Source organism: Nocardioides marinquilinus (genome assembly GCF_039543705.1).
GTDB lineage: Bacteria > Actinomycetota > Actinomycetes > Propionibacteriales > Nocardioidaceae > Nocardioides > Nocardioides marinquilinus.
The window spans coordinates 33533-46093 of the sequence record NZ_BAABKG010000001.1 but is presented as its reverse complement, the minus strand read 5'-3'; the positions used below and the strand labels follow the sequence as shown (position 1 = coordinate 46093).

11 protein-coding genes are annotated in these 12561 nt (G+C 73.1%); 5 read left to right on the top strand and 6 right to left on the bottom strand.

The genetic code is table 11. The features are described 5' to 3' along the window. The first annotated feature begins 28 nt into the window (after positions 1-28). A complete protein-coding gene (locus ABEA04_RS00245) occupies positions 29-874 on the top strand; it encodes a patatin-like phospholipase family protein (protein WP_345453054.1) in 846 nt (281 codons plus the stop codon). Then, complete coding sequence (locus ABEA04_RS00240; protein WP_345453051.1) at positions 871-1908, top strand: 1-acyl-sn-glycerol-3-phosphate acyltransferase; 1038 nt, start codon at positions 871-873, stop codon at positions 1906-1908. Before ABEA04_RS00245 ends, ABEA04_RS00240 begins: the two co-directional genes overlap by 4 nt. Before the next feature lie 20 nt (positions 1909-1928). Here the strand turns inward: ABEA04_RS00240 and ABEA04_RS00235 are convergent, their stop codons facing one another. After that, positions 1929-2702, bottom strand: a complete 774-nt coding sequence (locus ABEA04_RS00235) for a DLW-39 family protein (protein ID WP_345453048.1) — start codon at positions 2700-2702, stop codon at positions 1929-1931. A 237-nt stretch (positions 2703-2939) separates the two neighbouring features. On the opposite strand from ABEA04_RS00235, the gene ABEA04_RS00230 reads away from it, so the two are divergent. Both ABEA04_RS00230 and ABEA04_RS00225 read left to right on the top strand, forming a co-directional pair. Further along, complete coding sequence (locus ABEA04_RS00230; protein ID WP_345453046.1) at positions 2940-3434, top strand: peptidylprolyl isomerase; 495 nt, start codon at positions 2940-2942, stop codon at positions 3432-3434. Positions 3435-3437: 3 nt separating this feature from the next. After that, positions 3438-4370 carry a rhomboid family intramembrane serine protease gene (locus tag ABEA04_RS00225; protein WP_345453043.1) on the top strand — a complete coding sequence of 311 codons (933 nt, stop codon included), beginning with the start codon at positions 3438-3440 and terminating at the stop codon, positions 4368-4370. Positions 4371-4725: 355 nt separating this feature from the next. On the opposite strand, the gene ABEA04_RS00220 is transcribed toward ABEA04_RS00225, so the two are convergent. Next, positions 4726-5244, bottom strand: a complete 519-nt coding sequence (locus ABEA04_RS00220) for a cell division protein CrgA (protein WP_345453040.1) — start codon at positions 5242-5244, stop codon at positions 4726-4728. 51 nt (positions 5245-5295) lie between these two features. Between ABEA04_RS00220 and ABEA04_RS00215 the strand changes: the two genes are divergently transcribed. Further along, a complete protein-coding gene (locus ABEA04_RS00215) occupies positions 5296-6099 on the top strand; it encodes a DUF881 domain-containing protein (protein WP_345453037.1) in 804 nt (267 codons plus the stop codon). Between the two features lie 28 nt (positions 6100-6127). Here the strand turns inward: ABEA04_RS00215 and pknB are convergent, their stop codons facing one another. From pknB to ABEA04_RS00195, 4 genes are read right to left on the bottom strand one after another with little or no spacing between them, the layout of a single operon-like run. Then, entirely contained in the window at positions 6128-7978 is a 1851-nt protein-coding gene (gene pknB, locus ABEA04_RS00210; RefSeq protein WP_345453034.1) for a Stk1 family PASTA domain-containing Ser/Thr kinase, read from the bottom strand. Beyond that, positions 7975-9699 (bottom strand): serine/threonine protein kinase, encoded by a 1725-nt coding sequence (locus ABEA04_RS00205; protein ID WP_345453031.1) that lies wholly within the window; start codon positions 9697-9699, stop codon positions 7975-7977. Before ABEA04_RS00205 ends, pknB begins: the two co-directional genes overlap by 4 nt. After that, a complete protein-coding gene (locus ABEA04_RS00200) occupies positions 9696-11168 on the bottom strand; it encodes a peptidoglycan D,D-transpeptidase FtsI family protein (RefSeq protein ID WP_345453029.1) in 1473 nt (490 codons plus the stop codon). Before ABEA04_RS00200 ends, ABEA04_RS00205 begins: the two co-directional genes overlap by 4 nt. Next, on the bottom strand, positions 11165-12544 hold the full coding sequence (locus ABEA04_RS00195) for an FtsW/RodA/SpoVE family cell cycle protein (protein WP_425576985.1): 1380 nt from the start codon (positions 12542-12544) through the stop codon (positions 11165-11167). Before ABEA04_RS00195 ends, ABEA04_RS00200 begins: the two co-directional genes overlap by 4 nt. Positions 12545-12561 lie beyond the last annotated feature (17 nt).

Genomic DNA, 12561 nt, shown 5'->3' with positions numbered 1-12561 from the left:
GACCCTGTGACGACCCTGTGACGACCGCGTGACGACCGCCTTCGTCCTCGGGGGCGGCGGGGTGCTCGGCGCGGTCGAGGTCGGCATGCTGCGCGCGCTGCTCGAGCGCGGCGTGCGCCCCGACCTCGTGCTCGGCACCAGCATCGGCGCCGTCAACGGCGCCTTCGTGGCCCGTGAGCCCCGGCTGTCGGTGGCCGACCGGCTCACCGGCCTGTGGCGCGACGTCGCGGGCTCCGGGCGTGACGTGCTGGGCGGCGGGCCGATCCGCACGGTGCGCACCGCGGTCACCAGCGGCACCCACCTCTACGACGCCGGACCGCTCCAGCGACGCCTGGACGACGAGCTCGGCGACCTGGCCTTCGCCGACCTGCCGGTGCGGTTCGAGGTGTGCGCGGCGCACGTCGAGACCTCCTCCGAGCACTGGTTCACCAGCGGCCGGGTCGTGGACGCGGTGGTGGCCAGCGCCGCCGTCCCGGGCCTGCTGCCGCCGGCCGAGGTCGACGGCGAGCACTACCTCGACGGCGGCATCGTCAACTCGATCCCGCTCGGCCGCGCCGTCGAGCTCGGCGCCACCCGCGTCTTCGTGCTGCAGGTGGGTCGCTTCGACCGGCCGCTGAAGCCGCCGCGCCGTCCGTGGGAGGTGGCGCGGGTGGCCTTCGAGATCGCCCGCCGGCACCGGTTCGTGCGCGAGCTGGCCGAGCTGCCCGACCACGTCGAGTGCCACGTGCTGCCCGCCCGCGGCACCTCGGCGCGCGACGACACCCTCCGCGCCTCCCGCGACTTCGCCAGTGTCGGGCGCCGCATCGAGGCGACCTACCGGGCCAGCCGGGAGTACCTCGACGGCCTCGACGGGGCCGACGGCGGGACGCCGTGAGCCGGGTGCTGCTGCGCCTGCTGCGCCGGGTGGTGCTGGCGCCGCTGACCGTCGTCCTCGTGGTGGCGCTGCTGGCGACGCTGCCGCTGTGGCTGCTGGTCGCCGCCGCGCTGTCGCCGGTCGTGCCGGGTCACTGGCGGGCGCTGCGGCTGCTGTGGGTGGTGGTGGTCTACCTCGTCGCCGAGGTGCTGATGCTGCTGATCCTCTTCGGCTGGTGGCTCGCCAGCGGCTTCGGGCTGCGGGTGCGCACGCCCTACTGGGAGCGGCTGCACTACGACCTCGTGCAGGGCGTGATGTGGGTCTTCTTCCGCGAGGCGCAGCGGGTGCTGCGGCTGAGCATCGCCACCGACGGCCCCGACCCCGACGCCCACCCCGGCAAGCCGCTCGTGGTGGCGTGCCGGCACGCCGGGCCCGGCGACTCCTTCACGCTCGTGCACGCGTTGATGCACTGGTACAGCCGCGAGCCGCGCGTCGTCCTCAAGAGCACCCTGGCGTGGGACCCCGCCATCGACGTGCTGCTCAACCGGGTGCCGGCGCGCTTCATCAGCACCAACCCCGGCCCCGGGGCCGACCTCGAGACCCTCATCCACGACCTCGCCGTCGGCCTCGACGAGGACGACGCGTTCGTGATCTTCCCCGAGGGCGGCAACTTCACCGCCCAGCGCCGCGAGCGTGCCATCGCGCGGCTGCACCGCCTCGGGCTGGAGACGATGGCCCGCCGCGCCGAGCGGATGACGCACGTGCTGCCGCCCCGACCGGGCGGGCTGCTCGCGGCGCTCGACGCCGCCCCCGAGGCCGACGTCGTCCTGGTGGCCCACACCGGCCTCGACCACCTGGTCTCGGTGCGCGACCTGTGGCGGGCGCTGCCCATGGACAAGCGGATCACGATGCGCTGGTGGCAGGTGCCGGCCGAGGAGATCCCCACCGGCCGCGAGGAGCGCATCGACTGGCTCTTCGACTGGTGGGAGCGGATCGATCACTGGGTGAACGAGAACCGCCCCGAGGAGATCCCTCGGGGCGGCTCGAGGCGCTGACGCGCCGGGTGGTGCTGGGCTCAGCGGCGGTCGTCGTCGGGGTCGACGTCGACGACCTCGGCGGGCTCGTCGGGCGTGGTGACCGGGTGCGGCGCCTCGACCTCGTCGGAGATCGCCTCGCCCGGCGCGGCGCCGCCGGTGTCGTCGGTGTCGGCGAGGCCGGCCTGCGGGGCCGACGGCGTCGCGGCCGCGCTCGAGGCGGTCGAGGTGGACGTCGGCGCCGGCGTCGGCTTGTAGGACGACTGCCAGTTGTCGCTCTGCTTGCTGCCGCCCTGCAGACGCTTGGCGACGACGGCGACCACGCCGGCGAGGGCCGCGAACAGCACCAGCTTCTTCAGCCGGCCACCCTTCTTCGGCTTCTCGCCCTTCAGCTGCGCGACCTTCGCGTCGGCGGCCTCACGGGCCGAGACGGCCTGCTCGGCGGCGGCCTCGCGGGCGGCGCTCGCCTTCTCGGCGGCCAGCTCGCGGACGCTGCTCGCCCGCTCGACGGCGGCCTCGCGGGCGGTGCTCGCCTTCTCGGAGGCGAACGCCGCACCGGTCGCCACCAGCGGGGCGGCCTTGGCGCGGGCGTCGCTGACGACGGGCGTCGCGGTCTCGACGGCCTTGTTCTTGGCCTCGACGATCACCGGGACGGCCTTGTCCTTCGCGTCGACCAGGGCCGGGACGGCCTTGTCGTGCACGAAGTCCTTCGCCGACTCCAGGGCCGACTCGACGTGGGGGCGGGCGGCGTCGAGGTAGTCGCCGGCCTGCTCCCGAGCCTGCTCGACCAGCGACTTCTTCCTACGAAGTCCCATCGGGGCCTTCCTTCCTGTGGCATTGGGGGCGGTGGTGCACGGCCGGATCTGTGCCGCGTGGGGGTGGCCGGACGGCGCCACGCTGCGCCACGACGGCCTCGTCCGGCCAGCCAACCACGCTGGTGGTGGCGCGGCCACCCCGGGGCGGGTGAGGACCCGCGTGGGAGGATCGGGGCGTTTCCGCGCCGACCCGACGGGTCGGCGTCCCCCGTCGTGAAAGGCAGTCGAACGCGAGCCATGGCCGACCAGCAGGCGATCCTCAAGACCAACCGGGGCGACATCACGCTCGACCTCTTCCCCAACCACGCGCCCGAGACGGTGGCGAACTTCACCGGTCTCGCGAACGGCGAGAAGGGCGACCGCGGCCGCTTCTACGACGGCCTCACCTTCCACCGCGTCATCTCGGGCTTCATGATCCAGGGCGGCTGCCCGCAGGGCACCGGCACCGGCGGCCCGGGCTACACGTTCAAGGACGAGATCCACCCCGAGCTCGTCTTCGACAAGCCCTACCTGCTCGCCATGGCCAACGCCGGCCCGGGCACCAACGGCTCGCAGTTCTTCATCACCGTCGGCGCGACGCCGTGGCTGAACCGCAAGCACACGATCTTCGGCGAGGTGGCCGACCAGGCCTCGCGCGACGTCGTCGACGCCATCGCCGCCACGCCCACGGGTGCGGGCGACCGCCCGGTCGAGCCGGTGGTCGTCGAGTCCGTCGAGCTCGTCGGCGTCTGAGCGATGTCCGAGTCGCCCGCGGCCGGGGTGTCGGTCTGCTATCGCCACCCCGGCCGTGAGGCGAACATCCGGTGCCAGCGCTGCAGCCGGCCGATCTGCCCCGACTGCATGCGCGACGCCGCCGTCGGGTTCCAGTGCCCGACGTGCGTGAGCGAGGGCGCCCGCACCACCCGGCAGGCCCAGGCCCCCTACGGCGGCGCCCGCTCGGCCAACCCGGCGCTGACCTCGTTCGTGCTGATCGGCATGAACCTCGCGGTCTACGTCGCGGTGCTGTTCACCGGATGGCGCACCAGCCCGCTCGTCAGCCCCCTGGGGCTGTGGGGCACCGGGGCGTGTGAGTCGAAGGCCGACCCCGGCAGCTTCTACTACTACGGCGGCCGCTCGGGCCCGTGCGAGTTCCCCGACGGCCGCTGGATCCCGGGCGTCTCCGACGGCGGCTACTGGGAGCTGATCACCAACGCCTTCCTGCACGTCGAGATCTGGCACATCGCGGCCAACATGCTCTCGCTGTTCGTGCTGGGCCCCCAGGTCGAGGCGGTGCTCGGACGGACGCGCTTCCTGGCCGTCTACCTGCTCTCGGCCCTCAGCGGCTCGACCGTCGTCTACTGGTTCTCCGGGCCCGGTGACTTCACCCTCGGCGCCTCGGGCGCGATCTTCGGCCTCTTCGGCGCGCTGGCGGTCATCGTCTACAAGGTCGGCGGCGACATGCGCGCCGTGCTCGGCCTGCTGGCCGTCAACGCGGTCATCACCTTCACCATCCCCAACATCTCCTGGCAGGGCCACCTCGGCGGCCTGGTCGGCGGCGCGCTGGTGACCGCCGTCCTCGTCTACGCCCCCCGCGGCCCCCGCCGGTCGACGGTGCAGTGGCTCGCCCTCCTCGGCCTGCTCGGCGTCATCGCCCTCGCCGTCATCGCCCGCTCCGCCGCCCTCGCCTGAGGCCGGGCCGAGTCGCGGGAATCCACACCTGTGGACTTCCCGGTGGACAACCACACCGGTGTAGTTCTCCACACGTGTGGAGAACGCGGTGGATAACTACAGCGGTGTAGTTCCCCACAGGTGTGGAGAAGCCTGTGGAGTCGGCAGCGCAGGTGCCTTACGCCGGGCTTGAGGTCCGTGGTCCCGGGGTCTCGAGGCTCGGCCGTGGCCGGCCTCGCACCTCGACCAGCGTGAGGGCACGCGAGGGTCCGCGCCCGGCGTCCCGTCGACGGGCTCAGGGTCAGTGGGCCCGCTCAACGCACGAACCGCCCCACGCAGCGTTCGCGTGGGGCGGTCCGAGGAGGTCGGGGGTCGGCTACTCCCAGCGTGTGGCGAAGGTGAAGCCGACGGCCATGAAGGCGATGCCGACGAAGAGGTTCTTCTGGTCAAGGTCGTTGAAGACCGGCAGCCGCGAGGTGTCCTGGGCGATGGCGTAGAAGATGCAGATCCAGGCCAGGCCGAGCAGGAAGCAGCCGAGCATGCCGACCACCACGCCGCGGCCGCGGCCGAGCGGGGTGGCGGGGTGGGCCGCGACGATCAGGCCGAGGAAGAAGAGGCCGAAGCCGATCAGGTAGTTCCAGCCGGCGAGGTCGAACAGGATCGCCGGGCTGCCCTTGACCGGGTCGCCGTTCTCGTCGACCGAGGGCAGGTTGTCGCCGGTGAGCGGGACGCCGCTGCTGTCGAAGCCGCCGGCGGGGCGCACCTGCACGTAGTAGAAGACGATCCACGCGATGCCGAGCACCATGAGCACCAGTGCGATCGCGAACCGCGCGCTCATGATCGGCCCGCGGTCGGGGTCGAACGTCTCGCGCTGCTTCGGCTTCAGCTTGGCCACAGTGGTCCTTCGTGCAGGTGGGTCGGCAGGTCGCGGGCTACCTTAGTCGGCGTGACCGAGACCGACGTGATCGACGTCGCCCCCGCCGGCGACGCGCCGCCTCCGCGGCGCGGCCTGTGGCGCTTCGGGACGCCGGTCGTCGTCCTGCTGTGCGGCAGCCTGTTCGTCGTCAGCTACGACAACAGCGACGGCACCGACCTGCGTCCGGGCCGCTACAGCGACCTTGCCACCGTCACCCAGAACGACGCCGAGGCCTACGAGCGGCTGCAGGCCGAGGCCACCCAGCTGCGGCTGCAGGTCGACGTCCTGGCCGGCAGCGTCGAGGACGACCAGGTGCGCGAGGCGCAGCGCCGGGCCGAGGCGCTGCGGGGTCCGGCCGGGCTCGAGCCGGTCACCGGCACCGGCCTGTCCATCGTGCTCTCCGACGCCCCGGACGACGTGCTCGAGGAGGCCCTCGACAACCCCGACTTCGACCAGAAGCGGCTCAACCGCCTCGTGGTGCACCAGCAGGACATCCAGGCCGTCGTCAACGCCCTGTGGGCCGGCGGGGCGCAGGCCCTGACCGTGCAGGGGCAGCGCATCGTCACCACCACCGGCATCCAGTGCTCCGGCAGCGCCGTGACCCTGCAGGGCGTGCCCTACCCGCAGCCCTACCGCATCGAGGCGGTCGGCGACCCCGAGACGCTGGCCGCGGCCCTCGACGCCAGCAGCGACGTCGTCGCGTTCCGCAGCGACGCCGAGCAGCCCGACATCGGCGTCGGCTGGGAGCTCGCGCCCGAGGCCGAGGTCGACGCGCCCGCCTACGACGGGCCGCTCGACACCAGCGTCGCCGAGCCGCGCGGCGAGGTCGACTGAGTCACGACCGGCCCCCGGGTCGGCACCGTCAACGGGAGGGGGGCGCCTCGCTGCGCGACGGCGTCACCGGCGTGGTCGGCGGCGTCACGGGTGTGGTCGGCGTGCCCGGCGTGCCCGGGGTCGAGGGGCTGCCGGACGGCGAGGTCGGCGGCGACGAGGTGGTGGGCGTGGGCGTCGGCTCGACGTAGCGCGAGACGAAGATGATGACCGTCGACCCCTCGGACGGCGTCTCGCCGGCCTCGGGCACTTGGTCGGTGACCTCGCCGGCCGGCGCGGTGGAGGCGGTGTCGTCGCGCACGTCGACGACGAAGTTGCGGTCCTCGATCTTGGCGCGGGCGACGTCCTCGCTGTCGCCGATGACGAACGGCACCTCCTCGGGGCCGTCGGAGTAGAACAGCGTGACGAGGGTGTTGCGCTCGACCTGCTCGCCGGCGGCGGGGGTCTGCTCGAGCACCTCGTTGAGGTCCTCGTCGCTCTCGCGCACCTTCTCCTGCACCCGCAGCCCCTGTTGCTTCAGGGTGCGCTTGGCCTCGTTGAGCGGCAGCCCGACGACGTCCTCGATCGTGATCTGGGGGCGGCCCGAGGAGACGATCAGGTCGACCTCGGTGCCGGGGTCGACGAACTCCTCCTGGCCGGGGGTCTGGCTGATGACGGCGTTGACCGGCACGTCGTCGCTGTTGCGGCGCCGGACGTCGCCGAGCTCGAGCCCGGCCGCCTCGATCTGCCGCTCGGCGGCGGTGAGGTCGTCACCGACGAGGTCGGGCACCTCGGCGCGCTGCGGCGACTCGGGGAACAGGTCGTCCTGGAACAGGAACCACAGCGCGACGAGCAGTCCGATGAGCAGCAGGCCGAGCACCACCCACAGCGCGGTGCGCGGGCGGTCGTCGTCGGGCAGCGGCATCGGGGCGGGCTCGGGACGCCGCACCTGGGTCACCGTGGTCTGCGGGCGCGGGGCCGGCGGCGGCGTCGGCTCGGGCGCCGGCACCGGGACGGCGGCCTCGACCGGCCGGCCGGCGAGGTAACGCTCGATGTCGGTGCGCATCGCGCCCGCCGACTGGTAGCGGTCCTCGACCCGCTTGGCCAGCGACTTCATCACGATGGCGTCGACCTCGGCCGGCAGGTCGGTGTCGTGGTCGGACGGCGGCGACGCCTGCTCGCGCACGTGCTGGTAGGCCACCGCGACGGGGCTGTCGCCCACGAACGGCGGGCGTCCGGTGAGCAGCTCGTAGAGCAGGCAGCCGGCCGAGTAGACGTCGGAGCGGGAGTCGACCGCCTCGCCGCGGGCCTGCTCGGGGGAGAGGTACTGCGCGGTGCCGACGACGGCCGCGGTCTGGGTCATCGAGCCCGCCGCGTCGCTCATCGCCCGGGCGATGCCGAAGTCCATGACCTTGACGTCGCCGCTCGGCGTGAGCATCACGTTGCCGGGCTTGATGTCGCGGTGGATGATCCCGGCGCGGTGGCTGTAGTCGAGCGCCGACAGCACGCCGCTGGTGATCTCGAGCGCCCGCTCGGGCAGGATCTTGCGGCCCTCGCGCAGGATGTCGCGCAGCGTGCGGCCGGCGACGAACTCCATGACGATGTAGGGCTGCGCCACGCCGGACCCGTCGGTGGCGGGCTCCTCGCCGGTGTCGTAGACCGCGACGATCGAGGGGTGGTTCAGCGACGCCGAGCTCTGCGCCTCGCGACGGAAGCGGGCCTGGAAGGTGGCGTCGCTGGCGAGGTCGGTGCGCAGCCGCTTGACGGCCACGATGCGGCCGAGGCGGCTGTCGGTGCCCTTGCGCACCTCGGCCATGCCGCCACGGCCGAGCAGCTCGCCGAGCTCGTAGCGCCCGCCGACCAGCGGCTGTCCGTTCGGTCCGAGCGCGCCGGTGTCACTCACGAGGCGACCTGCCCGGTGGTGGGGTTGCCGGCCGCCGGCTGGTCGGCGGCGGGGTCCTCGTCGACCGGGGCGCCGCCCGGGCCGTCGGCGGGCCGCTCGGCAGCGGGGTCCTCGGCGTCGGCCTGCCCCGGGGGCCCCTCGCCGCCGGGGCCGGTGCCGCCCGGACCACCGGGTCCACCCGGGCCACCCGTCTCGGCCGGGGGCTCCTCGGTGGTCGGCGGCACCTCCGTGGTCGGCGGCACCTCGGTGGTGGGCGGCACCTCGGTGGTCGGGGGCTCCTCGGTGGTCGGCTCCTCCTCGGGCGCCTCACCGGCGTAGAAGACCGTGATGCCGTCGCCCACCTCGACGCTGCCGGTGGGGTCGATGCCGGTGACCAGGCCGTTCTGCTCGGGGTCGTCGTTGTCCTGCGCGCTCTGCTCGACGTTCAGCCCGAGGTCGGCGAGCTCGTTCGCCACCTCGTCGACCGGCCGGCCGACGTAGTCGTCGGGGTCGATCTCGACGAACTCGGCGGCCTCCGACGTCGGCTCGCTCGACTCGCTGGGCTCGGGGGCCGAGCTGCTGCGCGGCGTCCGCTCACGCGTCTGCGAGGTCTGGTCGGACGACGGCTCGGTGTCGTCGTCGCCGCTGGTGAGCAGCATCGTCAGCACGATCGCCAGCGCCACGAGCAGCAGCACGACGAGCACGATCGGCAGCACGTTGCGGCGACGGTCGCGGTCGTCGTCGTAGGGGCCCGAGGTGGTGGTCACCGCGGTGGTGACGCCGTCGTCGGCCGGCACCGCGCCGAGCACCTGGGTGCGGGTGGGGTCGGGGGCCGGTGCCACCGCAGGCACGACGGGCGGGCGCGGCGCGGGACGCTCGATCGCCGCGGTGGCGGGGTCGCGCAGCGCGGCGGCGAACGCGGCGCCGTCGGGGTAGCGCTCCGCGGGGTCCTTCGACAGCGCCCGGGTCACCACGGCCGCGAGGTCGCTCGGCACGCGCGGCGGCAGCGTGGGCACCGGCTCGCGCAGGTGCGCCAGCGCGGTGGCGACCGGCGAGTCGGCCTCGAACGGACGGCGTCCGGTGAGGCACTCGAAGGCGACCACGCCGAGCGCGTAGACGTCGGAGGCCGCGGTGGCCGGCTTGCCCTCGGCCTGCTCGGGCGAGAGGTACTGCGGGGTGCCCATCACCGCGCCGGTGCGGGTGATGCCGGCGGCGTCGCCGGCCCGGGCGATGCCGAAGTCGGTGACCTTGACCTTGCGCGCCGGGGTGACGATCAGGTTGGCCGGCTTGACGTCGCGGTGCACGATGCCGGCGCGGTGCGCGGCCCCGAGCGCGTCGCCCACCTGCGCCAGCAGGTCGCGGACGACGGCGGGGTCGAGCTCACGGCCGCCGCCGCTCGGGCCGACCAGAGCCGAGAGCGGCTCGCCCTCGACCAGCTCCATGACCAGGAACGGCCGCGGGTGCCCCGACCCGTCGGTGGCCGAGCGCTCGCCCACGTCGAAGACCGCCGCGACGCCGGGGTGGTGCAGCGCCGCGGCGTTGCGGGCCTCGGTCTCGAAGCGGGCGCGGAAGGTGGGGTCGTCGGCGTACTCGGCCTTGAGCAGCTTGACCGCGACCTCGCGGCCCAGCAGCGTGTCGGTGGCCCGCCAGACCTCGCCCATGCCGCCGGTGGCGATGCGGGAGTCGAGGCGGAAGCGCTCGGCGTCGTCGGCGAAGCCGGCGCCGGGGGGGACCTGGCTCATTCGATCACTGCCTCCATCACGGCCTTGGCGATCGGGGCGCCGAGGGCGTTGCCACCCACCTCACCGCGCGGGATGTTGGGCGCCTCCTCGATCATGACCGCCACCGCCACGTCGGCGTTCTGGCTCGGCGCGAAGCTGACGAACCAGGCGTACGGCGGGTCGTCGGGTCCACCGCGCTGGGCGGTGCCGGTCTTGCCGGCGACGGCGATGCCGTCGATGGAGGCGTTGCTGGCCGTTCCCTCGTCGACGGTGCTGACCATCAGCTCGGTGAGCACCGCGGCGGTCTCGGGCGAGACGGCCTCGGAGAGCTCCTCGGGCTCGGTGACCTGCGGGTCGTAGTCGGGCGCCTGCACCTCGTTGACGATGTAGGGACGCATCACGACGCCGTCGTTGGCGATCGCGCCCGCCACCATCGCCATCTGCAGCGGCGTGGCCTGCACGTCGTACTGGCCGATGCCCGACTGCCCGAGCTGCGGCGGGTCCATGTTCGGCGGGAAGTAGGACTGCACCTGCCCGTCGAGGTCCTCGAGGTAGTCGGAGTTGAAGCCGAACTGCTCGGCCTGCTCGTACATCGACTCCGAGGTCGCCTCGATGGCGAGCTGGGCGAAGGTGGTGTTGCAGGAGAAGGCCATCGCCGTGCGCAGCGTGATCTCCTTCGGGTCGCACTGCGAGCGTCCCTCGTTGTCGACCTGGCCGGTGGCGCCGGTGGTCTGCGGCAGCTGGAAGGTCGGGCCGCCCGGCACGAGCGCGTCGGCGCCGACGTACTTGCCCGACTCGAGCGCGGCCGCGGCGGTGATCAGCTTGAAGGTCGAGCCTGGGAAGTTGCGCACCGAGATGGCCCGGTTGACCAGCGGGTCGCGCGGGTCGTCGAGCAGGTCGGCGTAGGTCTGGTCGCGCTCGGTGAAGTCGTGCGACGACAGCTTGTTCGGGTTGAACGTCGGGATCGAGACCATCGCGAGGATCTTGCCGGTGGACGGCTCGATGGCCACGACGGCGCCCTCGACGCCGTCGCCGATCGCGGCCAGGCCCTCGTAGGCCGCGCGCTGGGCGTCGGGGTCGATGGTCAGCTGCACGGTGCCGCCCGAGGCCGGCTCGTTGCTGAGCAGGTCGACCAGGCTCGGGATGAACAGCTTGGGGTCGTCGCCGGTGAGGATGTCGTTCTGCGACGACTCGATGCCGGTGCTCTCGCCGAAGGAGAAGTAGCCGGTGATCGGGGCGTAGATGAACGGGAAGTCGTAGGTGCGCAGGTAGTTGTACTCGTCGTCGACCGGCTTGCTCTCGGCGATCGGGTCGCGCCCCACCAGGATGGCGCCGCGCTGGCTGGAGTAGGCGGCCTCCTTGACGCGACGGTTCTCGGGCCGGTCGTTGTAGTCGGCGGCGGCGAAGAACATGTAGTAGGTCGCGTTGATCATCAGCGCGAGGAACAGCAGCATGCAGAAGATCGAGACGCGGCGGATCGGGGTGTTCACCGGCCCACCCCCTTGATCACCTGGGTGGCCTGGTCGTCGGGCGGCTCGTCGGCCGTGGGCGTCAGGTCGGGCAGCGGACGCCGGGCCTGGTCGGAGATGCGCAGCAGCAGGGCCACCACGACCCAGCTGGCCACCAGCGAGGAGCCTCCGTAGGACAGGAACGAGGTCGTCAGGCCGGTCAGCGGGATGAGCCGGGTGACGCCGCCGACGACCACGAACAGCTGCAGGGCGAAGATGCCGGCGAGGCCGGTGGCCATCAGCTTGCCGAAGTTGTCGCGCGAGATCAGCGCCGCGCGCAGCGCCCGCTCGACGATGAGGCCGTAGAGCAGCAGCACGGCGATGACGCCGGTGAGGCCGAGCTCTTCGCCGAGGGCGGCCATGATGAAGTCGGACGACGCCTCGGGCACCCGGGCGGGGTCGCCCTGGCCGAGCCCCCGGCCGATCTCGCCGCCCCACGCCAGGCCGAACAGGCTCTCGACGAGCTGGTAGCTGTTGGCGCCCGGCGGGCCGTCGTAGTACTCGAAGGGGTGCAGCCAGGTGTTGACGCGCACCCGCACGTGACCGAAGAAGTGGTAGCCGGCCACGGTGCCGAGCGCGAACAGCCCGGCGCCGACGACGATCCACCCGGCCCGCTCGGTGGCCACGTAGAGCATCAGCAGGAACAGGCCGAAGAACAGCAGGCTCGAGCCGAGGTCGCGCTGGAAGACCAGGATGCCGAGGCTGATCAGCCACATCACGAGGATCGGGCCGAGGTCGCGCCCGCGCGGCAGGTCGACGAACAGCACGCGGCGTCCGGCCAGGGCGAGCGCGTCGCGGTGCAGCACGAGGTAGCCGGCGAAGGCGATCACGAGCAGCACCTTGGCGACCTCGCCGGGCTGGAAGTTGAACGGGCCCACGCCGATCCAGATGCGCGCGCCGTTGACCTCGTAGCCCAGGCCGGGCGCCATCGGCGCGATCAGCAGCGCGATGGCGAGCAGGCCGGCGGTGTAGGTGAACCGGGCCAGCACGCGGTGGTCGCGCAGGATCACCAGGGTGGCGACGAACAGCAGCACGCCGAGCGTCATCCAGGTCAGCTGCTGGCGCGCGAACGTGGCGTCCTTGGCCAGGTCGATGCGGTGGATCAGCGCCAGGCCGAGGCCGTTGAGCGCGGCGACGACCGGCAGCAGCACGGGGTCGGCGTAGGGCGCGACCAGCCGGACGGCGACGTGGGCGCCCACCATGAGGGCGGCCAGCCAGCCGCCGTAGGCCACGATGTCGGCCGGGATCTTGTCCTCGACGCCGAGGCCGACCGCGGCGTAGCCGCCGACGCCGACGGCGAGGGCGATCAGGAGCAGGAACAGCTCGGCACCCCGGCGGCGCCGGTGCACGAAGCCCATCAGCGCCGACTGGTTCG